Annotated in this window: 25 protein-coding genes and 1 riboswitch; of the genes, 14 read left to right on the top strand and 11 right to left on the bottom strand. The window is 41.7% G+C overall.

Annotation, left to right across the window (positions count from 1 at the left end; genetic code table 11):
- Nucleotides 1-150 precede the first annotated feature (150 nt).
- Entirely contained in the window at nucleotides 151-606 is a 456-nt protein-coding gene (locus HLI_RS07000; RefSeq protein WP_128524233.1) for a hypothetical protein, read from the bottom strand.
- Between the two features lie 548 nt (nucleotides 607-1,154).
- Nucleotides 1,155-2,003, bottom strand: a complete 849-nt coding sequence (locus tag HLI_RS06995) for a DUF1206 domain-containing protein (RefSeq protein ID WP_128524232.1) — start codon at nucleotides 2,001-2,003, stop codon at nucleotides 1,155-1,157.
- Between the two features lie 138 nt (nucleotides 2,004-2,141).
- On the opposite strand from HLI_RS06995, the gene HLI_RS06990 reads away from it, so the two are divergent.
- On the top strand, nucleotides 2,142-2,372 hold the full coding sequence (locus tag HLI_RS06990) for an excisionase family DNA-binding protein (RefSeq protein WP_128524231.1): 231 nt from the start codon (nucleotides 2,142-2,144) through the stop codon (nucleotides 2,370-2,372).
- Between the two features lie 104 nt (nucleotides 2,373-2,476).
- Here HLI_RS06990 and HLI_RS06985 read toward each other — a convergent pair whose 3' ends face one another.
- Complete coding sequence (locus tag HLI_RS06985) at nucleotides 2,477-2,857, bottom strand: RidA family protein (protein WP_128524229.1); 381 nt, start codon at nucleotides 2,855-2,857, stop codon at nucleotides 2,477-2,479.
- Between the two features lie 262 nt (nucleotides 2,858-3,119).
- Between HLI_RS06985 and HLI_RS06980 the strand changes: the two genes are divergently transcribed.
- The 3 genes from HLI_RS06980 to HLI_RS06970 all read left to right on the top strand — a co-directional run bounded on the left by HLI_RS06980 (nucleotide 3,120) and on the right by HLI_RS06970 (nucleotide 6,324).
- A complete protein-coding gene (locus HLI_RS06980) occupies nucleotides 3,120-3,302 on the top strand; it encodes an aspartyl-phosphate phosphatase Spo0E family protein (RefSeq protein WP_164908506.1) in 183 nt (60 codons plus the stop codon).
- Between the two features lie 498 nt (nucleotides 3,303-3,800).
- Complete coding sequence (locus tag HLI_RS06975; RefSeq protein WP_128524227.1) at nucleotides 3,801-5,246, top strand: carbon starvation CstA family protein; 1,446 nt, start codon at nucleotides 3,801-3,803, stop codon at nucleotides 5,244-5,246.
- 133 nt (nucleotides 5,247-5,379) lie between these two features.
- Nucleotides 5,380-6,324 carry an ATP-grasp domain-containing protein gene (locus HLI_RS06970; RefSeq protein WP_128524225.1) on the top strand — a complete coding sequence of 315 codons (945 nt, stop codon included), beginning with the start codon at nucleotides 5,380-5,382 and terminating at the stop codon, nucleotides 6,322-6,324.
- A 203-nt stretch (nucleotides 6,325-6,527) separates the two neighbouring features.
- On the opposite strand, the gene HLI_RS06965 is transcribed toward HLI_RS06970, so the two are convergent.
- Nucleotides 6,528-7,586: an NAD(P)/FAD-dependent oxidoreductase gene (locus HLI_RS06965; RefSeq protein WP_128524223.1), complete on the bottom strand. Its 1,059-nt coding sequence runs from the start codon at nucleotides 7,584-7,586 to the stop codon at nucleotides 6,528-6,530.
- Between the two features lie 266 nt (nucleotides 7,587-7,852).
- Between HLI_RS06965 and HLI_RS06960 the strand changes: the two genes are divergently transcribed.
- The 5 genes from HLI_RS06960 (at nucleotide 7,853) to HLI_RS06940 (ending at nucleotide 12,860) form a co-directional block, all read left to right on the top strand.
- Entirely contained in the window at nucleotides 7,853-8,524 is a 672-nt protein-coding gene (locus HLI_RS06960; RefSeq protein WP_128524222.1) for a VC0807 family protein, read from the top strand.
- 135 nt (nucleotides 8,525-8,659) lie between these two features.
- Nucleotides 8,660-9,727 (top strand): C45 family autoproteolytic acyltransferase/hydrolase, encoded by a 1,068-nt coding sequence (locus HLI_RS06955; RefSeq protein ID WP_128524220.1) that lies wholly within the window; start codon nucleotides 8,660-8,662, stop codon nucleotides 9,725-9,727.
- Nucleotides 9,728-9,764: 37 nt separating this feature from the next.
- The gene (locus tag HLI_RS06950; protein ID WP_128524218.1) at nucleotides 9,765-10,448 is read left to right on the top strand and encodes a Dph6-related ATP pyrophosphatase; all 684 of its coding nucleotides are present in this window, start codon (nucleotides 9,765-9,767) and stop codon (nucleotides 10,446-10,448) included.
- An 80-nt stretch (nucleotides 10,449-10,528) separates the two neighbouring features.
- Entirely contained in the window at nucleotides 10,529-11,308 is a 780-nt protein-coding gene (fabI, locus tag HLI_RS06945) for an enoyl-ACP reductase FabI (RefSeq protein WP_128524216.1), read from the top strand.
- A 175-nt stretch (nucleotides 11,309-11,483) separates the two neighbouring features.
- Nucleotides 11,484-12,860 (top strand): Glu/Leu/Phe/Val family dehydrogenase, encoded by a 1,377-nt coding sequence (locus tag HLI_RS06940; RefSeq protein WP_128524215.1) that lies wholly within the window; start codon nucleotides 11,484-11,486, stop codon nucleotides 12,858-12,860.
- Nucleotides 12,861-13,138: 278 nt separating this feature from the next.
- Here the strand turns inward: HLI_RS06940 and ppc are convergent, their stop codons facing one another.
- Nucleotides 13,139-15,829: a phosphoenolpyruvate carboxylase gene (gene ppc / locus HLI_RS06935; protein WP_241655992.1), complete on the bottom strand. Its 2,691-nt coding sequence runs from the start codon at nucleotides 15,827-15,829 to the stop codon at nucleotides 13,139-13,141.
- A 375-nt stretch (nucleotides 15,830-16,204) separates the two neighbouring features.
- Between ppc and HLI_RS06930 the strand changes: the two genes are divergently transcribed.
- Nucleotides 16,205-17,077: an SMP-30/gluconolactonase/LRE family protein gene (locus HLI_RS06930; RefSeq protein ID WP_128524212.1), complete on the top strand. Its 873-nt coding sequence runs from the start codon at nucleotides 16,205-16,207 to the stop codon at nucleotides 17,075-17,077.
- A 42-nt stretch (nucleotides 17,078-17,119) separates the two neighbouring features.
- Here HLI_RS06930 and HLI_RS06925 read toward each other — a convergent pair whose 3' ends face one another.
- From HLI_RS06925 to HLI_RS06915, 3 genes are read right to left on the bottom strand one after another with little or no spacing between them, the layout of a single operon-like run.
- A complete protein-coding gene (locus HLI_RS06925) occupies nucleotides 17,120-17,638 on the bottom strand; it encodes a GNAT family N-acetyltransferase (RefSeq protein ID WP_128524210.1) in 519 nt (172 codons plus the stop codon).
- A complete protein-coding gene (locus HLI_RS06920) occupies nucleotides 17,631-18,668 on the bottom strand; it encodes an HAAS signaling domain-containing protein (protein WP_128524208.1) in 1,038 nt (345 codons plus the stop codon). Before HLI_RS06920 ends, HLI_RS06925 begins: the two co-directional genes overlap by 8 nt.
- On the bottom strand, nucleotides 18,655-19,002 hold the full coding sequence (locus HLI_RS06915) for a PadR family transcriptional regulator (protein ID WP_128524206.1): 348 nt from the start codon (nucleotides 19,000-19,002) through the stop codon (nucleotides 18,655-18,657). The genes HLI_RS06920 and HLI_RS06915 overlap by 14 nt, the downstream gene beginning before the upstream one ends.
- Before the next feature lie 187 nt (nucleotides 19,003-19,189).
- Between HLI_RS06915 and HLI_RS06910 the strand changes: the two genes are divergently transcribed.
- Nucleotides 19,190-20,680, top strand: coding sequence for a Na+/H+ antiporter NhaC family protein (locus HLI_RS06910; protein ID WP_128524204.1), 1,491 nt, complete (start codon nucleotides 19,190-19,192; stop codon nucleotides 20,678-20,680).
- Nucleotides 20,681-20,763: 83 nt separating this feature from the next.
- On the opposite strand, the gene HLI_RS06905 is transcribed toward HLI_RS06910, so the two are convergent.
- Nucleotides 20,764-21,252, bottom strand: coding sequence for a DinB family protein (locus HLI_RS06905; RefSeq protein ID WP_128524202.1), 489 nt, complete (start codon nucleotides 21,250-21,252; stop codon nucleotides 20,764-20,766).
- 342 nt (nucleotides 21,253-21,594) lie between these two features.
- Here HLI_RS06905 and HLI_RS06900 point away from each other — a divergent pair, with 342 nt between their 5' ends.
- From HLI_RS06900 to eutH, 3 genes are all read left to right on the top strand, one after another.
- A complete protein-coding gene (locus HLI_RS06900; protein ID WP_128524201.1) occupies nucleotides 21,595-22,287 on the top strand; it encodes an AIM24 family protein in 693 nt (230 codons plus the stop codon).
- A gap of 163 nt (nucleotides 22,288-22,450) precedes the next feature.
- Nucleotides 22,451-22,571: riboswitch (SAM riboswitch) on the top strand.
- 116 nt (nucleotides 22,572-22,687) lie between these two features.
- Nucleotides 22,688-23,161: a peptide-methionine (S)-S-oxide reductase MsrA gene (gene msrA, locus HLI_RS06895; RefSeq protein WP_128524199.1), complete on the top strand. Its 474-nt coding sequence runs from the start codon at nucleotides 22,688-22,690 to the stop codon at nucleotides 23,159-23,161.
- Nucleotides 23,162-23,288: 127 nt separating this feature from the next.
- Nucleotides 23,289-24,401, top strand: a complete 1,113-nt coding sequence (eutH, locus tag HLI_RS06890) for an ethanolamine utilization protein EutH (protein WP_128524197.1) — start codon at nucleotides 23,289-23,291, stop codon at nucleotides 24,399-24,401.
- A 54-nt stretch (nucleotides 24,402-24,455) separates the two neighbouring features.
- On the opposite strand, the gene HLI_RS06885 is transcribed toward eutH, so the two are convergent.
- Nucleotides 24,456-24,719, bottom strand: coding sequence for a DUF4190 domain-containing protein (locus tag HLI_RS06885; protein WP_128524195.1), 264 nt, complete (start codon nucleotides 24,717-24,719; stop codon nucleotides 24,456-24,458).
- Between the two features lie 48 nt (nucleotides 24,720-24,767).
- Nucleotides 24,768-25,250: a ribonuclease H-like YkuK family protein gene (locus HLI_RS06880; protein WP_128526833.1), complete on the bottom strand. Its 483-nt coding sequence runs from the start codon at nucleotides 25,248-25,250 to the stop codon at nucleotides 24,768-24,770.
- Between the last annotated feature and the right edge of the window lie 161 nt (nucleotides 25,251-25,411).

Raw genomic sequence — 25,411 nt, 5'->3', positions numbered from 1 at the left:
TGTTATTCAGTAGGGGGCCGGGGAAAGAAAAAACGAAAGGGGCACTGTTTGTGAAAAGAAGTGAATCTCAAAAAGACATAAAAAAAGAGCAACAGAGTGGAAAAAAATCTCCTCTGTTACTCATCCTATGTCATCTGACAGACTGTTTTTTTATAAGCGGCTGAACCCTTCTTGCTCCAGGAAATTTACAGCTTCTTCATAAGAATTGAACGCACCTTCCAACTGCTCATCTGCATACACATTGAAGCCATCGTCTTCTCTCATCAGTATGAGAGCCTGGCCATTTGTATTCAGCCACTCTTCCATGACGGGGTTCTTTTCGGCAGGGGATAGGGAAAGGGATTCAATCGCCTCCCGGATAAGTTCGCGAAGCCCTTCAGCACTGAAATCTTTGATATTGACCATTCCTTTGTCATCTGTGGGGTGGTCTTCAATCTCACCTGCAAATACAAATCCATTGCCATTCGGGTGCAGGCGGTAAACAACGATTTGTTTTTCATAAAGACTTTCCTCATAGTGGAAGTTAACACGACCAAGGGAAATTTCTTTCTTTTCAAGTTCTGGGAATTCTTCGATGATGCTGAGCTTTTCTTCAAATGTAAGCATATAATCCTCCTGAGGTTTGTTCTTTTATCGTAAATAGACCAAGTGTGATTTATTAAACTAAGCCCGAGATCTTGTCTATCATAATCCAGTTGCAGAAGTCGTTCTCATATCATCCCTTTGTTTTCGAAGTTGCTTCCTATCGTGTTTATGACCAAGTATAGCACAAAGGGTGTCCTGCAAAAATATCATTGCTTTCTATTTTATAGGATGGTATAGTATTAGGGCGATGAGCTGTTTGTGTAAGACGAAGTATATGCTTTTTATAAAGCTAAACGACGAATGTGGTCGTCGGTACATTCGCGACAAAATTCGAAAAGCCTTCCCTGATCAGGGGAGGCTTTTTTTGCTGTAAGGAAAATGATAAAACAATTGTTCCTATGCTTGTCGGTGAAGAACAAGGCGCCTGCGCTTTTGATACATCCAGCTCCAGCGCCTACCCCCTCGAGGTCTTAAGCAAGCCCTTTGCAATGGCAAAAAAACGCTGCCACTTCAAAGGTTTGCTTAAGCTTGTCGGGGGTGAACAAGGCGCTTGCGCTTTTGATCTGGAATCATTCATTTTTTCCGAAGTTCATTCTTGTATATCTTCCTCTTACCATTTGATAAATTCCATAAAGAATCAATCCTACCGCAGCAACAGCTAAGAGCCATTGTCCGTGTGGTTGTTGAGAGAGCTCTGATAATGCTCCATCTAGCCCCTTAGCTTCGTTGGGGTTTGAGGAAAGTGCCGTTTGAACGAAGAAGAAACCTATGAGGACAAGAACTATGCCACGAGCCGATAGACCAAAGCGTCCTGCATTTTTAGCGATCATCTGTTTCTTTTTATCCATATCACTAATATGGAATTTTTTCATGAAGCTGCATGAGGCTCCCTGATAAAACTCATAGACTCCATAACCGATGATGATCACTCCAACGAGGCCGACTATCCATTGACCTAAGGGTTGGGAAAGGAGTCTGGCAGACATGGTCTGTTCTGTGTTCCCACTTCCAGTTCCTACGCTGATTGCAATTTTGAATGCATTGTAAGCCAGGCCGGAATATATGATGCCGCCGACTAAATAACCGGTGCGAGTAATCACACCTTTTATATCATTTCCATAATTTTCAGGGTCTTTGAATACTTTGATGAAGATCCATAGGATGTACCCGATCAATCCGGTTCCGATTGCCCAAAGAAGGATTTCCCCAAACCGGATACTGGCTAATGAACGAAACATACCATTCGTGCCGGTTTTTTTCCCGCCTAAGCCCAGCACGGCCATTATCGTCAGGATGCCAATGAAAAAGTAGACAGTCCCCTTGGCCATGAACCCGACTCGCCCTACTCGACGTATCCATGGTTTGATTTCTTCTTTGGCTTCTCTTATTTCCTTGCTGTTGTTCATTGATGCATCCATTATGTTCACACCCACTTATCATTTTGTTTGTTCATCATAAACCTTCCCTTGAGGGGGAAGAAACAAACCCCGGGCTTTTTAGTCATAGAATAGAGGACGGAAAAATGGTATTATTGAGGTGGTAAAGGTGGTGAATAGATGTATTTGACAGTCAAAGAAACCGCCGCGTACTTGGAATTACCGGAAGACTATATTTTGCATATTATCCGGCACAATAAAATCAAAACCTTACATGACGGAGATCGCTATTTAATCAATAAAAATCAATTTGATAACCATCTCGACCAAATGGAAAAGTACCGGATGATGATTCAAGAATATTTGAGTGAACCAATCCCGGAGGACCCGGATGTAAAAGACGAGGATTAAAAAAGCAGAGCCTTATTGTATGCTCTGCTTTCCTTTTATATAGGTAGTATGATTCAAAGCCACCGTTTGTAAAACCAATATTTTCAAATATACTAAAAGACCGGTTACCCTCGTGCGGCAATCGCTTCGATTTCAACTTTTGCCCCTTTAGGAAGTTTACTGACCTCGACAGCTGCGCGTGCAGGATATGGTTCATTTAAGTAACTGGCATAAACTTCATTGACAATAGCGAAATTGTCCATGGAATCAAGGTAAATGTTCATTTTTACAAGGTTTTGATAAGTAAGTCCAGCTTCTTTCAGGATGGCACCAATATTTTTCATTACTTGTGCTGTTTGTTCTTTTACATCATCAGATACAAATTCCATTGTTTCTGCGTTCAAAGGAATTTGACCAGAAATGAATATAAGGTTTCCCAGGTCGGTTGCCTGTGAATAAGGTCCAATAGCGCTCGGGGCTTGATCAGTAGATACAGATTTGAACATGACATTCACTCCTATGATTATTTTTCATTAATCCTAACACTTTTCGACTTGAAGTGAAATTATTTTCATTTCCTGGGCAATAAACGACATTTACATCCAGAAACAAATAGTGAAAAAGGCTTACGTTATTCTTCCTAAGACCGATAAAAGAAAAGAGCGGTTCCCATTCGATAATTAAAGAAATCAACTCGGAAAAAGTTTTGGAAATAATCGTTTAACCGCATCCATTGAGGGTATTTTATAATTTAGAGGAGTGAAAATTATGTACAAGGAGAAATTAGAACAGCAAATTGAAGAACTGCGAATTCGTATGTATGAGTTATATAATAATAATCCTGCTGATGAAGAGTTGGTGCGTATTTCACAAGAATTAGATGATTTATTGAATCGATTCAGAAAAAGAACAGCTGCCAATGTGCAAATCGATATGAATCGTGTTAATTAAGGATACATAGTTGAAGTATCATATGCCAAAAGTTGAAATGCCTAAATTTCTATGGTAACTTAAATTTAATGCCACTCTTGCATTCGGAAACGACTGCGGGAAACTTAACCATTTCTAAAAAGGGTGGCAGGTTTTTTAATTTAAATGATGACCCTCTGTGAATCCACAGGGGGTCTTTTTCTATAATTCGTGGAATTTTTAATTTCGACCTGCGATATTATGTACTACACGAACATTCTTTTCCTACAAATTGACTGGATTAATTTCTTGTTAACACTATAACTTTTTTCACAAACCATTTAATGATCAATATGAAGTTGATTCTGAGAGAAGAGGCCCTGCTTATGAGGGGACTCAAATATTGATACCTAATTAAGTGCAAACGCTTTATTTCTAAGAAAAAAAAGATAAAAAAATCAATTTTCAGAAAATGGGTTGTTTTTCGACAAAGCTATCGCTAGAATATCCTTACATTAATGTTTGAGAGGAGGCTCAGCGATGATTACATTTATCGCATCAATTGTACTACTAATAGTCGGATATCTTGTATATGCAAAAGTTGTCGAACGGATTTTTGGAATCAATGATCAGAACACAACCCCTGCATACAAGAAGAATGACGGATTTGACTACATGCCAATGAGCTGGTGGAAAGCGAGTCTTATCCAATTACTCAATATCGCTGGGCTGGGACCTATTTTCGGAGCAGTATTAGGAGCTTTGTATGGACCGGTCGCTTTTATATGGATTGTTGTCGGCTCGATATTCGCTGGAGCCGTGCATGATTACTTTTCGGGGATGCTATCACTTAGACACAATGGGGCGCAGTACCCGAGTCTTGTGGGGAAATACTTAGGCAGACCTGCCCAGTCAATCATCAATCTTTTGTCCATTGGTTTGATGGTATTAGTAGCTGCTGCATTTACAGCTGGACCTGCCCAGTTGATGGCAGAAGTGACACCACTCGGTTTTTTCACATCCATCCTGATCATTTTTGCTTATTTTTTAATAGCGACATTGCTGCCAATCAATAAAATTATCGGAAAAGTATATCCTATTTTTGGTGCCGTTTTGATTTTTATGGCTGTTTCTATCGGTGTAGGCATGTTTTTCTTCGATCAGCCTATTCCGAATTTAACGTTGAGTAATCTCCATCCAGAGGAATTACCCGTCTGGCCGATGTTAATGGTAACAATCTCTTGCGGGGCCATTTCAGGTTTCCATAGTACCCAAAGTCCAATCCTTGCCCGTACGCTGAAAAAAGAGAGTGAAGGACGCAAAGTCTTTTACGGTGCAATGATTGCTGAAGGAATTATTGCGCTGATTTGGGCTGCTGCTGGAATGACCTTCTTCGGCAGTACGGGAGGCTTGCAATCTGCACTTGCTAATGGAGGCCCGGCAGGTGTGGTCAACGAAATCAGTACAACTACACTTGGAACATTTGGTGGCATTTTAGCTGTACTCGGAGTTATCATTCTTCCGATCACAACTGGAGATACCGCTTTACGTTCTTCACGGATGATGCTTGTCGATTTTGCAAGACAAGTGAGTAAGAAGAGCTTGAATGGTAAATGGATACCTATCATATTCGCTCTCCCAGTAGCAGTACCGACGTTTATGCTTACACAAATGGATTACAGCTTTCTTTGGCGGTACGTAGGCTGGTCTAATCAGGTGGTCGCTACAGTCATGCTTTGGACAGGTGCTATGTATCTTTTGAAAAATCACAAGTTCCACTGGATTTGCAGTGTTCCTGCATTATTCATGACAGCAGTTGTAAGTTCGTATATCTTTTACGCTCCAGAAGGATTCGGCCTATCTTATTCTACCTCAATGGTGATTGGTGCAATCATTTGGCTGGCTGTCGTTTTATGGTTCGTAAGGCAGCTCCTTAAGAATAAAGGAAGAAAAGAAGAGAAAATCATTACTTCAAAAGCTGGATAATTACTATTTAGAGAAGAACCCGCTTTCCCTTAGTGAAAAGCGGGTTCTCACTTTCTTGAGGTTTATCCCTAGTAACCCTATAGGTTTTATTGATAAAATGAATGTGAGAATTATTTAGAAAGGAGCCGGTTCGATGAGCAAAATTTACATTCTCCATGAGAACGATGAGTGGACCGATCATTTAACACAGCGATTAGAAGAATTGAATCTTCCGTTTGAGTTGTGGCATTTGGATGCTGGCACCCTTGACCTGACAAGTGTACCGCCGGAAGGGATTTTTTATAATCGGATCAGTGCCTCTTCACATACAAGAGATCACCGCTATGCCCCGGAATTTACAGAGGCTGTCTTGGCATGGCTGGAACGTCATGATCGAACGGTCGTCAATGGAAGTCGCGCGCTGCGGTTAGAGGTTAGTAAAGTCAATCAGTATATGGCTTTGAATCAGGCCGGTATTCAAACCCCGGGAACCATTTCAGCAGTAGGGAAAGAAAATATCCTGGAAGCCGCTCACCAATTAGGTGTGAATTCGTTTATAACGAAACACAACCGTGCAGGGAAAGGGCAAGGGGTTCAACTTTTCCATTCCAAAGAAGCCTTGCGTGAATATTTGGATGGTGATTCGTTTGAAGAGCCCGTGGATGGGATTACACTGATTCAGCAATATATAGAAGCCCCTGAACCTTATATTGTGCGTCATGAATTTATAGGTGGGGAATTTGTTTATGGAGTTAAAGTTGACACCTCGGAAGGTTTCGAGCTGTGCCCGGCTGATGCTTGTTCGATTGAGGACCTTTACTGCCCGACTGACGCTGAATCACAAAAAACGAAAGCGAAATTCGAAGTCTTAGAAAACTACCATCCGTCCATTGTGGACCAGTATAAAGAATTTTTGAAAAGGCAGAATATCCAGGTTGCTGGTATTGAGGCGATTAAAGACAAGGACGGCAATTTGTACACTTATGATGTGAACACGAATACAAACTACAATTCTGATGCAGAAGAAAAAGCAGGTATTTATGGCATGTTGGAATTGGCTGAATATTTGGGTGGACTACTCGAAAAGGCCGAGGGATGAAAAAGGGTCTGGGACAAAACACTAACTGTCATAGGAAAAGACGAACAATAGGGTGCAATGGATCAAATGAAGCGAAGTATGTTGCCGGAGCGGCGTATGCATTTATTGTTTCATAAAGAAAACCCGAACGGATTCGTTCGGGTTTTCTAGCGGAAAAATTCTTTTGTCCCAGCCTCTTCTTTCTATTACATGTGCAGGCACTTTTAATGCCGTTTGCTCAACCAGAGGACGCCTGACTTAGCTAACCTCGGGAGCACACCTGTCATCGGTTTTTGCAGCATATTGCCGAAACCGTCGTTTTTTCCTAGAGAACCGAGTGCGCCTTTCAGCTTCACATGACTTGGACGTTCAGGTACTCGCCCTTTTAGAACAGATGCGAGGACTTCCGCTGCATTTTCACCTTGTTGTCCTGCTAGTTGTGCACTTGGAGAGTGTTCAGATGAAGCACAATCTCCGACAATGTAAACGTTCTGATGGGAAGGGACCTGGTAAAAATCATTGACAATCACTTTTTCCTGGTCATCTTTTTCAAAAGGTAATTCACGTACAAGGTAGTTCGGACGTACACCAGCTGTCCAGACAGTCACATCATTGATGTAACATAGGCCGTTGTTACATACGCCGTCTTTTTCAACATATTCGACATTCGCGCCGTGAATTACTTCCACGCCATTCTCTTTGAACCATTTTTCAACATAATTTTGAATCTTCGAATCGAAAGCTTTTAGTACAGTTTCACCACGGTCCAATAAACGGATGTTTAAATCAGGCCGGCTTTCACGAACTTCTGAAGCAACTTCGATGCCGCTCAATCCTGCTCCGACAACGGTTACTTTTCCATAGGCTTTCAAATTGTTAATAGCGTAGCCAGCGCTTCTCGCCTTAGAGAAAGTTTGTACACTTTCTGTAAATTCACGTGCACCTTCGATACCGTGATAATTGTCTTCACAGCCAAGCCCGATGAGCAAGTAATCATATGGAATAGCTTCTACTCCACCTTTAATCAGTACCTTTTCATTTTCTGTATCGATTTTTTCAATTTCATAAAAAACATAGTCTACTTGCTTGTGCTCTGGAAAATCCACTCGTGCATGACGGTCGGATTCTGTACCAGCTGCTATGGTGTAGAATTCTGTTTTTAATGAATGATATGGGTTTCGGTCGATTACGGTAATATGTACATCTTCTGATAAATCATCGAGCAGTCCGTGCAAAATATTCATACCACCATAGCCGCCCCCCAAAATAACGACTTCTCTCATCTTTGTTTCACCGCCCTTTTACTAAATGAATCCCTGTCGCAGCAGGTGATTCCCCCTATATTCGAAAACGCTTCCTGTTTTCTTACATTTTTAAGACTACCAAAAAAAGCGTCGAAAAACTAGAAGAAGTAAGTATTTATTCATACGTTTATTCAAAAGATCATCTTTTTACTACTTTACCCAGAAGAGGAGCAAGGTAAAAGTATTGAAACAAAATCATCTCATATTCGTATTTAAAGGAAATAAAAAGAGAGGGAGGGAAGAGTTTGAATAATAATCGGTTTGTTTTATTGGATTTGATTTGTTATGTCGTTTTTCCACTTGCTGTTTGGAATATCACCAGAGATTATATCGGTGATTATTATGCGATGTTACTATCATCAATACCGGGAATCATTTATACCATTTATCGTTTCAAAGCATTAAAGAAAGTGAACTTCTTTGGCATATATATGATTGTCACCCTCGTGGCCGGTACATTGATTGACGTGTTGGCGGGGTCTGCTTTGCAATTGCTCTGGAATAATGTCATCTTTGCTTATGTTATGGCTGGGGTCTTTCTTTTGACTATACTGATAAGAAGGCCGATTGCGCTTTATTTTGCTCTGGACTTCGTTGAGCTTCAAGGATACGATCGTGGCTTCAGTAAAAAGCTCTTTTATAAAAAAGAATTGCTCCGCTGGTTTAATTTGATTGTTGTTGCCTATATATTTCAAAACGTAGTGCTTGCGAGCGTTAAAGTTTGGCTCATATCAGAATTTGGGGTGGAAGCATTTGATAAGGGGATCATTATAAGGCAAGTAATCAATTGGGGACTTACATTTGCTATCATAGGAGGGTTTTTCTATATAGGAAAAGTTATTAAGAACTCCCCTGGACTAATCCATGAAGTTCAAAAAGAAGTGGAACAGGAAAAAAATAAGACGAGGGAAGCCTGAAGTAAGCAATTAGCCAGCTTTAGTCATTACCAGGACGAACAATGTGTAGATGAAAGGGGGTTCTGATTGCTTTGTCCAAGAAAATGAAAAGTGGTAAATTAAAGTCACAGTCTTGCAGAAGAAAGGAAACTTGGCATGAAACAAATACATAGTGACCTATTACAATTCCGGGGCACCCATTATGATTTTGGGGTCTACCAAGGGAATTTGTTAAAAAAGTCTTTAACTGTGAGTAATCGTGAAAAGCAATGGCGCGTTCGCAAACCGCGCTTTACTGTGCAGGAAGAAGAGGTGAGGGATGCAATCACCCGGTTCGCTCCTGGTGTATGGGATGAGCTGTTAGGACTTCGTGATGCGCTAGAGTGGCCAATGGAACGAGTCATGATGGAATTTGGAGGGTACCGAATCGACTACAAACGATCCGGGTGCTCGATCATGACGGGGGAGGGTTATTTCATCCGTAATTATGACTATATGCCTAAAACATATGAAGGGCGTTATAGTTTGTTCCAACCGACGGATCAAGGTTATGCAATTATCGGACCGACCCAGAGAATTACAGGACGGATGGATGGAATGAATGAAAAAGGACTTGTAATGGGATATAACTTTATGCACCGTAAACGTCCGGGTGCTGGCTTCATTTGCTGTATGATCGGTCGTTTGGTACTGGAATCATGCGCTGATGTTCACGAAGCAACGGAAATGCTCCGGAATATACCCCATCGTCATTCTTTCAGTTACACAGTATTCGATTCAACCAACCAGTCTTTTGTGGTCGAAGCTTCTCCGAGAGGTGTGGAAGTACGCCAATCTGATGTGTGTACAAATCATTTTGAAATCATGACTAAGGAAAACCGTAACCATCTCGTCGATTCGATGAAAAGAATGGATGTGATCAACTCAAATCGTGACCAGTTGAAAGACGCTTACGAAGCGTTCCGTTTGATGAACGATACAAATCGGGGTGTTTTTTCCAAGCTGTACAGCAACTGGGCGGGCACGATCCACACATCCGGCTATTTACCACAAAAGTTAAGGAGCTGGTTCGCCCTTGGCGGTGACCAGCAACCGGTTGAACTCGATTTTATGAACTGGTTGGAGGGCAAGGACATCTGTGAGCGGAAAATATACGGCGAAGTCGATACAGATCTACCTTTTGCACATATGGAAGATGGAGCTTACTGGACAGGGAAAAAGTGATCTCAGAGCTTTCGATTAATAGAAAGGAGTCCTTCGTATGTCTGAAAAAGTAATCGTATCCTGGAGTGGCGGAAAAGATAGCGCTCTTGCTCTGCATAGGATGATAGAAGATAGAAGGTACGAAGTGAAAGGTTTGATTTCAACAACCTCTGAAACAACGGGACGCTTGCCTATCCATGAAGTGAAGACAACATGGTTGCGCAAACAAGCGGATGCGGTCGGTCTTCCGCTCTATGAAGTTCCATTGCCTCCCGATGCGTCAAATGTGATATATGAAAACAAACTAAAGGAACAATGGCATACTTTCAAGAAGGAGGGAATAGACACTATTGTCTACGCAGATCTTTTCTTAGAAGATATAAGGAAGTATCGAGACCAGCTGTTAACAAAGGGTGGAATGAAGGGACATTACCCTTTGTGGGGAAAGGGTACAGCAAAAGTCACAGAAGATATTATTCAGCTTGGGTATGAGGCATTGTTGACAACTGTTGATACAGAGGTACTTGATCACAAATGGCTCGGCCATCACTATGATCGTCATTTTCTTACATCCATATCAGCCGAGATCGACCAGTGTGGAGAACATGGAGAATTCCATACATTTGTCTTTGCTGGTCCTATCTTTCAAAATTCTGTTCCCGTTAAGGGTGGGGAAGTCTTCGAAACGATGGAAGGAAGGTTTGCCCATGTCGAACTGAAGGGGAGACAGAGCGGGTTGTAATTGTCTTCCTCATTTCTTAAAGATGTATGGGAGCCGTTATGATAAGATAGAAGAAATCTTTGTGTTAGATGGAGGTCACTATGGAAGACTTATTAAAATTGAAAGATAAAAATATCGTCGTCATGGGCGTGGCTAACAAAAGAAGCCTTGCGTGGGGTGTGGCTAAATCCCTTTATCAGGCAGGAGCCAATCTGATTTTTACATATCGTAAAGACCGCTCACGGACGAAGTTGGAGAAGCTTTTAGAAGAAGACAATTTGCAAGCGGAAGCAATCATCCAATGTGATGTGAACAGTGATGAAAGTATCCAAGAAGCTTTTCGATTCATTGGTGAAAAAGTTGAGGTCATTCATGGGATCTGTCATAGCATTGCTTTTGCTCATGCAGAGGATTTGAAAGGTGATTTTCTTGATACCTCCAGAGACGGTTTCGCTTTTGCTCAAGATACAAGCGCTTATTCGCTGGTTGCCGTCGCTAAAGCAAGTCAACCATACATGACAGAAGGTGGTTCACTGATTGCGATGAGTTATCTTGGTGCTGAACGTGTGGTAGAAGGATACAACGTCATGGGCGTGGCAAAAGCCTCCCTGGAAGCTGCAGTCAGATACTTAGCCGCTGACCTGGGTAAAAACAACATTCGTGTAAATGCTATTTCTGCGGGAGCTGTCCGTACTCTGGCAGCTAAAGGCGTCCCGTCCTTCAATGAGATTTTGCGTAAAATTGAAGCAACCTCGCCACTTAAAAAGAATGTTACACAAGAAGAAGTGGGCGACATGACACTTGCAATGATGAGTCACCTTTCCAGAGGCGTAACAGGTGAAATCGTATATGTGGATTCAGGCTATAACATTTTAGGATAACCATTTTCAGACTCCCTGCTTTTAGGGAGTTTTTCATTTGCAGAGAACTAGAGTGAGTGCGTTTTTTGTCAATTCAACCGATGGAAACGTTTCATTAAGCTGAAATGGGGAAAGATGTTTTTAGACAAGGAGAAATATCACAGGACAAAATCATCAGAACGGAGGCTGACGGAATATGCAAAGGCAACAATCGATTATTGAAGAATCACTGAAAGCAGTCATGGAAGATGAGGAGTTTCTTCCTGATTTAAAGGCTCAGACCCGCGATCAGGCTTATAAGTCCTTAGTTGCGCTTCTTTCAACACCTAACCACATACATAAGTCCTTTTTGAGGGTAGCTTTAGAAAACGGGACCATTGTCCGTATTCCCGCATTCCGGGTCCAACACAGTGATACAGTGGGACCTTATAAAGGTGGTATCCGTTTTCACCATTCGGTAAACGATGAGGAGGTCGCTAATTTAGCCAAATTGATGACGTTGAAGAATGCATTGCATGAACTTCCTTTTGGTGGAGGAAAAGGCGGTGTAGTCATCAATCCGAAAGAATACACCGTCAAAGAGCTTAACTTGATTTGTAAAAAATATGTACAATATTTCAATGATATCCTCGGACCGGATAAAGATATACCGGCTCCGGATGTGGGCACAGGTGAAAGAGAAATGGACTGGATGATGGGGGAATTCAAAAACATTCACCCAGGAGAGCCGTATCGTAACAGTTTTACAGGAAAGAGTGTTGTAAATGGTGGTTCGCTCGGACGTCGTGAAGCCACTGGGAAAGGCGTGTATTTCACTTTCCGCTATATGATGCATAACTTTGTGAAAGAAAATAAAAAATGGTTAGGTGATACTGAAAATATTTTCGCTCATGCAGCTCTCGATCATGTTGAAAAGAAATCTAAAATTGCAGTGCAGGGTTTCGGTAACCTTGGGTCTGTGGCAGCCTTAGAGGCCTACCAGTGCAATTATCTTCAAAACAAAGTGGTAGCCGTAAGTGATGCGAATGTGATGCTGTACAATGAGGATGGACTTGATATCCCCGCGCTTGTTAAGTTCACTGAAGATCATGACGGTGAACTTCCTAAAAATGAAGAAGAGTTAGTAGAATGTGAATCGAAAGCAGAAATAAAAAATCGTGATGATCTATTGGAAATGGATGTAGATGTCCTTATTCTTGCAGCACTTGAGGACCAAATTCATGAAGACAATATGGAGGATATCAAAGCAAAAATCATTGTGGAAGGTGCCAATGGCCCGATTACAGAAAAAGCAGACACTTATTTAGCGGATAAAGGGGTATTGATTATTCCGGACATTCTAGCTAATGCCGGCGGTGTCATCGTTTCCTATTATGAATGGGTCCAGGGCAGAGAAGCCCAATTCCTGACTGAAGAAGAAGTGTTCAAACGCCTATACGATAAAATGAAAGTGACGATGGATACGATTTTACCGCAATTTTTCGGGGATCCGTTCCCGCTGCGTCAAAATTGTTATATCCATTCCGTCATGAAACTTTCTACAATCATGTATCGCCAGGGTAAACTATATTAATAACTTGAACTCAGCCATTTTCATGGCTGAGTTCTTTTGCAGTAATCCAGGAAATATTAATATATCAATACTTCCCCTGACTCTGCCATCTTACAGGTAAGGGAATACCTTCCTGGTCATTATTTCAGTAAAGATTCTTCAAAACTGCCAAATCATTGAAAATTCTTTAGCGGATATATCATTCATAAAGAAAACCCGAACGAAAAAATTCGTTCGGGTTTTCTAGAGGGAAATTTCTTTTGTTACAGTCTCTTATTAATAAGTTATCATTTTAACAATCAACCGGTGTTCCGCAGTCCTGCCGCAATACCACTTATCGTCAGCAATACTTCTGTCAGGATATTGTCATTCTTATCTTCAACGTTGCGCAATTCTTTTATCAATTCCACTTGCAAGAAGTTGAGTGGATCAACGTAAGGGTTACGCAGACGGACAGATTCTTTGATTGTCGGCTGGTGGTCGAGCAGTTCCGCATCTCCTGTAATCCGGAGGAGAATATCCTTTGTGCGGTCATACTCATCGACGACGTTTTGGAAAATTCGTTCGCCAAGCTTTTCGTCATTAACGAGAGCCTTGTATTCTTTAGCTGTTTGAATATCCGCTTTTGTCAAAGCCATCTGTAAGTTGTTGATGGTGGAGCGGAAGAACGGCCAATTCTGATACATTTTTTGAAGTTTCTCTAGATGCTCCACACTGCGATCAGCATACTCTGTCAAGCCTGTCCCAGATGCGTACCATGCAGGAATCAGGTGACGGTTCTGGGTCCAGGAGAATACCCAGGGGATCGCTCTTAAATTTTCGAACTTTGAACTGTCTTTTCGTTTCATCGGACGGGACCCGATGTTCAATTCGCTTATTTCTTGTAATGGGGTTGCTTCGTTGAAGTAAGTCAAGAAATCTTTATCCCCGAACACAAGTGACTGGTATTTTTTCAGGGAAATTTCGGAAATATCTTCAAGCGCTTGTTCCCATGCTTCTTCACGATGGTAAGCCTGCTCTGATTCTTGTGAAACATTCGCTGCGCCTTCAAGAAGAGTAGAAGCACCTTGTTCGAGGCTGCGATAAGCGATATCCCTCAATAAGTAACGGGAGGATAGTACTTCACCTTGCTCGGTAATCTTCACTCCATCGCCTAATGTTTCAGCCGGCTGGGAAAGCAGGCTGCGGTTTAATGGGCCGCCGCCGCGACCTAATGAGCCGCCGCGTCCGTGGAAGAACTTAAGTCCTACGTTGTACTCGCGGGCCATATCGTGAATTTCCTGTTGGGCTTTGTACAACCTCCAGTTAGCGGTTAGTGTACCACCGTCTTTACTGCCATCAGAATACCCCAGCATAATTTCCTGGTGATTGCTTCGTTTGTTCAAGTGTTTATGATAAACATCCATTTCAAACAATGTTTTCAAAATTTCCGGACCTGCCACTAAGTCATCGACGGTTTCTAATAATGGAGCAATATTAAGGTTGCTTTCAACAGTACCATCGGCGTGAAGACGATAAATACCTGCTTCTTTGGCGAGCACAAGAACTTCCAATAGATCACTTGCAGACTCAGTCATACTGATCAGATACACTTCAATTGAGCGTTTGCCGTATTCCAAGTGTGCTTTGCGGATCATTTGGAAGACGTTCAACATTTCTTGGGTCGCTTCTGAATAGTCTTCATTCAATAAGGAAATCGGACGCGGGTCTTTCAATACCTCTTGAAGAACCTCTAGTTTTTTCTCTTCGGATAGGGAAGCATAATCATTCTGAATCCCTACCTTACGCAATAGTTCCGTTACAGCTGATTCGTGTTCACCGCTATGGTTACGGATATCCAAAGTAGCTAAGTGGAAACCGAATAGTTCTACCTGACGAATCAACTTACGCAGCTTTTTCAATTCATTCTTTCCAGGCTGGTGAGTTTTTGCACTATCACGAATTTGCCGTAAGTCATCAAGTAACTGTTCTTCAGATTCATAGCCGATTTCTGATTGACCGACCTGACGTAAACGTTCTAAAATAATCGCGAATTTACGGCGGTAAATCTCTCTTTCGACACGCCATTTTTTCCCTTTAGGAAGCATTGGTTCTTCGTTTTCAATGGCGTCCCTCAGTTCATCTGTGACCGTTACTTGAGCGGAAGAATGGCTGAAACGCTTCATCAATTCCACAAGAACTGCGTCATATTTCTTCAGGACGAGCTTGCGTTGTTTTTGCAGAGTCTGCCACGTGAGGTCAGGTGTTACATTCGGGTTTCCATCACGGTCACCGCCTATCCATGATCCGAAGCGAAGGAAGTTCGGTACAGACCAATCTTCATCCGGAAAGTGATCTTCCAAACGGGCTTCAAGCTCCTGGTGAATATCTGGAAGTACGTCGAATAGTGTTTCATCGAAATAATAAAGGCCATTCCGCACTTCATCCATGACAGTCGGTTTGCGTTCCCTAAGCTCGTCAGTTTGCCATAGGGCAGTTACTTCGTTTTGTAAACTGTCTTGTAAATCTTCACGTTCACTTAGTGTCATTTGCGGGTGATCCAGCTGCTGTAGAATGGTGGCAATCCGTTTTTGAATTTCTAAAACTGTCCGTTTTGTTGCTTCCGTAGGGTGAGCAGTGATAATCAACTCTAAGGATAGCTTGTCCAGAACATCCTGGATGACATCTTTAGAAAATTCGTTGTTTTTCAAGTTAAGGACAGCGCTCTCTAGAGAGAATGGTTGTGCCCCATGATCTTCACGCAGTTGATATTCGCGACGGCGGCGAACTCGGTGGTTTTGCTCAGCAATGTTTACGAGGTGGAAATAAATTGAGAATGCACGGATGACTTGGGAGCGCATTGGTGGTTCGAGGCTTTGCATTTCTTTTTTCAGTTGTTCATAAGTTGCTGGATCTGGGTTTTTACGCAGGTCTTTCGTCAATTGACGTATCGTTTCTACTTTATTCAGCAGTTCTTCTCCCCCATGATGGACGAGAATGTTACCAAGCATTTTTCCTAATGCGTGGATATCACGTCTTAGTGGAGTCGTATGATCGTTCGTATTTTTTACGGTAGTCACACTTTCACCTTCCTGTCAGTTCTTTAAGTATTTTTGGTTGTCTATGTGTTTCATAATGTTATCAGAATAATTTGTATAGTCAAATGCTTGGAATCGTGATAGTATCAGTGGTTAAAATGAGTTTTATTCTGAAAAAAATGGTAAATGTATTTATAATCATATTTGTAAGCGCTACCTTTTTCAGAAGGTAGGTTTGATTACTTTCATTGTAATTTTTTTAAGATTAAATGACAAAATGATTGCTTGTGCATTTGAACAGGAAATAAATGTTACCATGAAACATAAGCCACATTCAGGAGGGTTTATATGGCTGTCGAATTAGTTTTGAATACCAAGTCGTCGCTGGGAGAAGGCCCGAGTTGGGACTCAGAGAAAGAAGTCCTCTATTGGGTGGATATTCTGCAAAAAAAGATTCATCAGTATGACCCTGCAAAAAATGAAAATAAAACGGTTGAATTAAATCAAATGCCTGGGACCATAGCTCCGCGGGAAAGTGAGGGAGTTATCCTGGGATTAGAACAAGGCATCTATTTTTATAATTGGATATCAGAGGAATTAGACCCGATTGTCGATCCGGAAGAGCATATGCCGGAAAATCGTTTTAATGATGGAAAATGCGATCCTGCCGGAAGATTCTGGGCTGGCACAATGGAGTTGGACGGAAAGCCAGGCGAGGGTTCGCTTTATTGCTTGGGAACTGATCTTGAACTTATGAAAAAAATAGAAGGTGTAAGTACATCAAATGGACTTGGATGGTCCCCTGACCTCAAAGCGATGTATTACATTGATACACCGACAGAACAAGTCGTCCGCTACGACTTTGATTTAGACACAGGGGAGGTTAAGAATCCGAAACCCGTGATCCATTTTTCTGATGAAGAAGGCTTTCCGGACGGTATGACAGTTGATGAAGAAGGCATGCTGTGGATTGCTCACTGGGGTGGTGGGGGAGTCTCGAAATGGAACCCTGAGACAGGGGAGAAACTTGAATTCATCTCTGTACCGGCTGTTAACGTCACCTGCTGTGTTTTCGGGGGAAAAGACCGGAATGAATTGTTTATCACTACCGCAAGAAAAGACATGACAGAGGATCAATTGGAACAATATCCGGAAGCAGGAGGCCTTTTCAAAGTTTCTACGAAGACAAAAGGCATGCCCTCTTATCCATTTAAAGGGTAAGGAAGAGTAAGTAATAAAGAAGCAGGGGTGAACATCAATTGTTCACCCCTGCTTCTTTTTTTCCCACTCCATTTTGGTCATACTCATTTCAAGAAGGTTCCAATATTCATTTCCGACTTTTCGATGGTTTCTCAGGAGGCTTTTCTTTTTGAAACCAACTTTTTCATAACAACAAATGCCTGCTGTATTAAAATCGAATACTCCCAGTGTAACTTCTTTCAAGGATAATTCATTGAACGCGAATGCTAACATCTTCTTCATTATTTCTGTGCCGATACCACGTCCGCGTTTCGAAGAAGGAACCATGATTTTCCCAATGCGAGCTTTCCTTTGTTCGGGATCGATGCGTCCTATTGAAATATGCCCTGTGGTTTCCCCGCTATTCTTGTGAATAACTTTAAATGAGATGCGATCACTGGTTTGCGAATAATCCTTCAACTGTTCTTTATTCAAAGGATAATGGAAGGTGGGACCGGCCCATTGCATCAGAAAGGCAGGGGAGTCCACCCATTGAATCAACTGGTCATAATCATCCGCCGTGAATGGTTTTAATTCAATCATTCAGCTTTCCCTCTGACTGCTGGTTCTTTTTGATCCCTTTATAAGCTTTTTTGAATCCTTCATAGGAATCGATCATGCAGGCGATGGCTATACCAATCAGCACACTGACCCCTAACCAAATTAGAACCTCCGTGCTTTCCATATCTAAATTATCTCCTATTATCCTGATGGCACTATTGTTGAATAGTCTGGAATCGGTGATTATGATCCAAGCGAAAATAAAAAAGACTGCATTGGTAAATGCATTGATCCATGCAAGGCGTTTCGTCCATTGTCGTACCCGCCATTTATAAACAGCTATACCGATTTCCAGTACAACGGACAGGCTGACAATACCCCAATAGGCAAGCAAGATGTCTTCATTGATAATAGAGGCAGCAAATTGTAAGCCATTATTCGAATTCTCATAAATGGCAATCAACTTGGGGGTATTAAAATACAATGATGCCCATATAGCCGTCCATAATAATCCTAGAAGAACCTCCCATCTTTTTATTTCACGTTTCTCGTGGATGATAGGACGTTCTTTCAACTGTTCCGGTGTCCATTTTCTATTGAAAATATTTTGATGCTCTTCCTTCCGGGGAGCGAACCGTTCTATCAAAATGAACACAATGGTAATCCAGAAAAATACGTGGATCCCTGCATTGATGGCAGATCCCGATAATTCAGCGAGTAATCCTGCGAAAATGGAAAACAATCCAGTATCACCTGAATAAATGAAAATCTCTTCAATTGCCGTCACTAAAAGAATGATGAAGAGAATGATAGGCATTGCCATTTTTAATATCGACAAATATTTGTTATATAAACCCGGCCCGATCAAATAGGAAGGGCGATCATTGTATCGACTTGCAAGCAGTGCCGGGTCACCGAGTGTTTCTAAAACTTTTTTTATCTCTTCCTCTGTATGGTTCTCCTCTGGCAACATATCTAAGATCGTCGATCGGAGCTCCATTTCTATGTCATCCCTGTTTTTTTCAGGGAGACGGCGGGTCACTTCATGGATATACAAATCAATGAGATTCATATTCTTCCTCTCCTTGCAGTAGGTTGTTTAGTTCAGAAGTCGTCTTTTTCCACTCCTCTTTCAGTTCTTTAAACACTTTTTCTCCATAAGTGCTGAGCACATAGTATTTTCGAGGTCGGCTTTCGGTCGTATTCCATGTACTAGTTACAAGTGTTTGTTTTTCTAAACGACGGAGAAGCGGATAAAGGGTGCTTTGATCAATAACGATACCTGAGGATTCTAGTCTTTGGACTAAAGAGTAACCGTATTGGGGAGAAGAGAGCTGACTGAGAACGGCTAAAGTCAGATACCCTCTCCTCATTTCTGTAATCAATGATTGAGATAGCCTGGTCATAATTTCACCTCTCCTTATACTGTATATAATACACTAATGTATAATAACTAACAATTAGATATTAAAACTATCCTTATTATTGCCACTTATTTACTTTAAAGTGTTAAATATTCGCTATTTATGAAGGACGGGTGGAGGTGTTAAACTGTAATGGTGCAGTAATGTATAAAATGGAGGAGGGAGTCTAGTGGCAGATCAAGAAAAAGATCAAGTTATCGATGAAGCATTAGGAGAAAAATCCATTCAACGATTAGAGTTTCGGGGAGGCGTATTTGCCGCCACCATCCCTTTAGTGTTTTTCATTATATGGGCGATTGTGTTAAGTATCACTGAACTCGTGACTGAACAAGCACTTGTATTGGGAATGGTCATTGGTATCGCACTAGGACTATTTTTTTGTAAATCTAAATGGGCGGATTACGCTCAAAGTCTGATTTCAGGAATGGCGCAGCCGGTCGGGGTCGTAGCGATTATTGCCTGGTTTTGGGCTGGGATGTTCGCCAATATGCTTTCTGCAGGTGGATTAGTGGACGGACTGATATGGTTCGGATTCCAGTCTGGCCTTGAAGGCGGAGCTTTCGTCGGAATCACTTTTCTTTTGGCCGGTTTATTTGCGACTGCCGTCGGTACTGGTTACGGTACGGTTGCAACGTTCGGTGTACTTATGTATCCAGCAGGGGTCATATTAGGTGCAGACCCTGTTATTTTGTTAGCAGCTATTTTGAGTGGTGCGGTATTCGGTGATAACCTGGCACCTGTCTCGGACACGACCATTGTTTCCGCCACAACCCAGGAAGCGGATGTTCCTGGAGTCGTTCGTTCAAGGTTCAAATATTCTATAGCAGCAGCTATCCCAGCACTTATATTATTTGTTATTTTAGGTGGAGGTGGCGACGCTGGAAGCCAGCAAGTCGTCAATCAATTACAAAATGAAGTTTCACCAAGTGGATTGCTCATGTTGGTGCCATTCATTTTGGTGCTTTATTTAGCACTGAGTGGCCAACACTTATTGACCTCTCTTTCATGGGGCATACTAGCATCCGTGGTATTCATATTCCTGAGTGGAAGACCATTGACTGAAGTGCTTCATATTTATAAAAACGACGCTGGTGAAGCAGTTGTTGAAGGTGCTTTGATTAATGGAATCGGTGGATATTTCAATATGGCGATATTGATCTTGTTCATCTTAGCGGCGGCTTATTTATTGGAAGTGGCTGGAACGATGGACGTTATCAAGAACTTTTTCCTTCGAATTATCAATAATGTAGTCCGTCGGGCTGAGTTGTCAATTTTCGGAATCGTTGCTTTCTTGAATATGTTTATTACAATCAATACGGCGGCAGAAATAGCTGCGGCGCCATTCGTAAGGAAGTTAGGGACGGAATTGAATATTCATGCATACCGCCGGGCGAACTTCTTGGATACTGTCACATCCTCTCTCGGTTATATTTTCCCTTGGAGTGGTGGAGTCCTCCTCGCCTGGGCAACAGTTCAAGGTGCAGCAGAGCAATATGATTTCCTTCCTGTGGTCGGTCCTGCAGAAGTCTTCCCATTCGTTTTTCAGGGCTGGGGACTATTGATTGTCATGTTCATCGCTGCCTGGACAGGCTGGGGGCTTCGTTATTCTGGCAAGAATGGAGAAGAAATCAAACCGAAGGATTATAAAGCTCAAGAATAAACAAAAACCCCTGAGTCATTGCGCAATGACTCAGGGGTTTTTGTTTTTCTCGCGAAGAAATTCATCTAGTAATCATACGTATTTTAATGATTGAGTGCCGCTCTCACTTCTTTCATTTGTTCCAAGTGGCGTAATTCATGCCATCCAATGAATTCAATCCATTGTTCCAAACTCAGATCACCGAATGCCGGGTGAGGAAAAGCACGATTTTTCAAGGTTTCCTTCTCTATATTATTAACGAGGGATAGAGTGGACTCCCGGGTCTTTTTCAACCCTTCCTTGGCATCATCAAGGTTCATGAATTCTCCTTTTGGCCGCACCGAAGCGGGAGCTTCCACTTTATAGTCCCGGTCCGTTGTACGATGGAGAGGTTTTTCGGAAGCCTGGTGGTCGTCACCTTGTTTGATGGCTTGGTTAATTTGATAAACGACAAGTTGTTCCATCAAATAAAGATGTTCAAGTACTTCTAAAATGGACCACTGATCTTCGCCAGGTGTAAGATGGGCTTGTTCTTCAGGGACTTCATTTACAAAGTCTAACACTTGATTTCTTTTTTCGTCTAAGCCATACATGAAAACTCTTCCTTTCACCATTAGGTTTACCTCGAGTCTATCATAATAAAAACGGATTGTTCTTATAAGAAACCTCAAATCCTTTGAAACTTTGCTTTACTAGGTACGTATATAAGTAAAGGTGGCGTAATTATGAAGAAAATCATGTTTTCACTCTCGATTTTCCTCTTGTTTATCGGGATTGTCGTGTTTCTCATTAAGTGAATTCCGTTGAAAGAGAGTGGCAGTGTAATAACTGCAAGCTTATAAGGGAAACGCAATTTCACTTGGAATCACTTCATCATGGTATAGGGAAGCCCTTTATCATAGAATAAAAGGGAGCATACATAAGGAGGAGAAGAGATGAGTAATTATTCGATTAATGAGTTCATAAGGCAGACAAAACAGGATGATACAGAAAATGATTATTTCGAGTTAGAAACTCCAAGGATTTTAGAAGTCAATTTACTTGATCAGGTTTGGGCTAAAGCAGGATCGATGATTTCTTATAATGGGGGGATCAAATTCGAACGTGAAGGGATATTAGAACATGGAGTCGGTCGCCTTTTCAAAAAGGCAGTGACAGGGGAAGGCAGTTCGTTGATGAAAGCTACCGGACGCGGACGACTTTACCTTGCCGATCAAGGAAAGAAAATAACGATTTTCGATTTAGACAATGAAGCAATTACGGTCAATGGAAATGATTTACTTGCTTTTGAGCCAAGTATTGAATGGGATATCAAATTGATGAAAAAAGTTGCCGGGATGGTTTCAGGAGGATTATTCAATGTGACCTTGAAGGGCAGTGGCCGTGTGGCGATCACTTCCCATTATGAACCATTGACTTTACTTGTACGACCTGGCCAACCTGTCATCACAGACCCGCACGCAACGGTTGCTTGGTCCGGTCACCTTGAACCTGATTTCAAGACGGATATCAGTTTCAAAACGTTTATCGGGCGGGGAAGTGGTGAATCGATCCAAATGGAGTTTGAAGGGGACGGTTTTGTGATTGTCCAGCCGTTTGAGGAGGTTCATACCACAGGAAGTCAGTGAAAAAGCACATTTTTTTTCGGACAGGCATGAGTATGGTACTCTATGAATACAATGGTAGCAGGAGAATGGGATAGGCTGTTTTTGAAATTTTTAAGCAGTAATCCTTTACTTCGATACAAAAACATTGTAGGATGATAATTAACAAAAAATAAATAACGGAAACTTCTTATCCAGAGAGGCGGAGGGACTGGCCCTTTGATGCCCGGCAACCATCGAATCAATCCAAGGATTGACGAGAACGGTGCCAATTCCTGTAGGATGGTTAACATCCTAAGAGATGAGAGGATCGTGCGGATATTAGCGACCCCTTTTCTTACTGGATAAGAAAAGGGGTCTTTTGGTTAATTGAAACCGTCAGGCTCTCGGTAGAAGTTGCGTTAAGGGAAAGGAACGATGTCAAATGGCAACAGCTATTTTCGGTGCAGGATGTTTTTGGGGTGTAGAAGCTTTCTTTGAAAAATTCGAAGGAGTCACAATGACTAAAGTCGGCTATATAGGCGGCAAATTAGAACACCCTTCTTATGAGCAGGTAAAAGCAGGCGGTACAGGACATGCAGAAGCGGTGAAAATCGATTATGATCCAACAGTGATCACTTACGCAGAACTGGTGAATATCTTTTTTGAAGCTCATGATCCGACCTCTCGTAATAGACAGGGGATTGATATAGGTCACCAATATCGTTCAGTTATTTTCTATTCTGAAGCAAGTCAAAAGTATATTGCGGATGAAAAGATTAAAGAGTGGGAAGAAAAAGGAGTCTTCAAACGTCGGATTGTCACAACAGTCGAGAAAGCGACGACTTTCTATGAGGCAGAAGAACACCATCAGAAATATTTACAAAAAAACGGTTCCGTCGCTTGTGGAATTGGCTGAAGTTAAATTTAAGATCTCTTGAAAAAGAGGTCTTTTTTTATCGTGCATGAAATTATAAAATATTTAATAAGTTTCAGGATTTGGTGAAAGGTAAATCGTTAGTAATCTGAAAAAGGAGGGAGGCGGCGTGTGGTTCAATGATGGCATTTTAATTGTTATGTGCATATTCATGATGCTCGGGGCTTTGGATTACTACGTCCTTAATCATCGTTTATCTTTAGGATGGAGGTTCTATGAAGCCTTCATGATGATGGGTCCATTAGCCTTATCCATGGTCGGAATCATTTCCCTTGCTCCTGTACTTTCGAGATGGCTGGCGCCGATTATTTCTCCCCTTTTTCATTGGTTCGGTGCAGACCCTTCCATGTTCGCCTCCATGTTGCTGGCAATTGATATGGGAGCGTATCCTCTAGCAAGTTCGCTGGCATTGGAGGAAAAAGCGGCGGTATTTTCCTGGTCTTTGTTAGGGACGATGATGGGACCTACCCTCGTTTTCACCATTCCGGTAGCTTTGACGATTGTAAAAAAGAAAGATCGTCCTTTTTTTGCTAAGGGCATTCTAGCTGGCTTGGTAACCGTCCCGATTGGCTGTTTAATAGGAGGTTGGATCGCAGGTTATGATTGGCTATGGATGTTGCGCAATTTAACACCAGCCATCATTCTGTCTGTAGTGATCGGTGCTGGTTTATGGTTATTTACAAATATGACTATCCGCTTATTTTCTTATTTCGGAAAAACTATAGAACTGATCATCATCACCGGTTTAGCTCTGATTATTATTGAAACATTGACAGGAATGGTTCTTTTACCAGGGATGGCTCCTTTGTCAGAAGGAGTCACTATCGTCGGTCGGATAACTGTGACGTTAGCGGGGGCTTATCCATTAGTTGCTTTTATCAATCAACATGGAGAAAAAGGTTTAGCGAAAATGAGTGCGAAGATGGGCATAAACACTATAGCAATGACGGGGCTGATCGCTTCTTTAGCTCATCATCTGCCAATGCTGGCGACGATGAAGGACATGGATGACAGAGGGAAGACAGTGAATGCGGCTTTTGCGGTAAGCGGTGCTTTTGTGTTTGGCAGTCATTTCGCATTCGTAGCAGGTGTTGAAAAAGATATGATATTATCCGTAATCGTCGGTAAATTGACAGCTGGAGTATTAGCGATACTATTGGCTCTTTTAATGACTAAAAGTGAAACTGCTGACCAACAATCGACTCGCTCCGGAATGGACTGATATTAAAGAAAAGTCCAAACGTCCTTCAAATTTGAAAGACATTTGGGCTTTTCTTCATAATACAAAACTCTTAAAAGAAGAAAATAAGAAAAATCCAGTAACAATCAATATAATGACCCCTGCCTGGATACAGATACCTATGATACTGCATACTTTTCCTCCGATGGCAAAGTTCTTTCCTTCTGATTCAACCTCATTCATTTCCTTAAAAGATTGATTGGCATAGGTGAGACCGAAAATGCCGATGATCAGGCCCACTATTGGAATAAAAATGGACATAATGCCCAAAGTTAGGGATGTAATGGCTTTATTGTTCATAAATTTCCTCCTTAATACAATTGTATCAAGGACACGGGTTATTTAGAATCATTTTGTGTATCGATTGGCATAGCTGCTTGCGACGATCGAATCAGGTTTGATTTTCGGCTCCATTCCTAATGATTCAATTCTTGCAACCATTTCATTCACATAGACCCTTGTCCGATTTCGTTCTCCAGAACCAATGTCGATATGTCCTTCAATAGTAAAGGTCGCTCCTTTATAAATATGGGGGAGGACGATTTCAATCAATTCGTTTTTTTTCTCTTCTGTAAATAAAGCAGCTACTTTTTCAGTCAATGACGTTTCATAAGAAATCCGTTCATGTAAAGTCGTCATTTCTCTATGGACAATTTCTTTTCGAAAACACGCCCACGCCCCTTTGCCGACACGTTGGATAACGATGCCTGTAATAAATAGTGTATTAGAAGGATGAACTTGAGAATCAGTCCCGACCATTAAACGGTAATTTGCGATTGGTTCCTTTTTCATAAAGGTGATGATATGGGAGAACACCTCAGAGAAATTCATTTGCTTATAAGTGAGATTTTGAAATACATTTGATTGATTCACAACAGACAGCTCCTTTATTTTTTCACAAGGCTCTGTTAACTTTTTGTCTTGTTCATGTTTGTTGTCGGGGGATGCCTCAAGAAAGAACGGGGAGGAGGCAAATACTTAAGTTTTATTCC

Origin of the sequence: Halobacillus litoralis (assembly GCF_004101865.1) — a bacterium.
GTDB classification, from domain to species: domain Bacteria; phylum Bacillota; class Bacilli; order Bacillales; family Halobacillaceae; genus Halobacillus; species Halobacillus litoralis_A.
The sequence above is the reverse complement of the archived record's forward strand: the minus strand, read 5'-3'. Positions and strand labels throughout refer to the sequence as shown.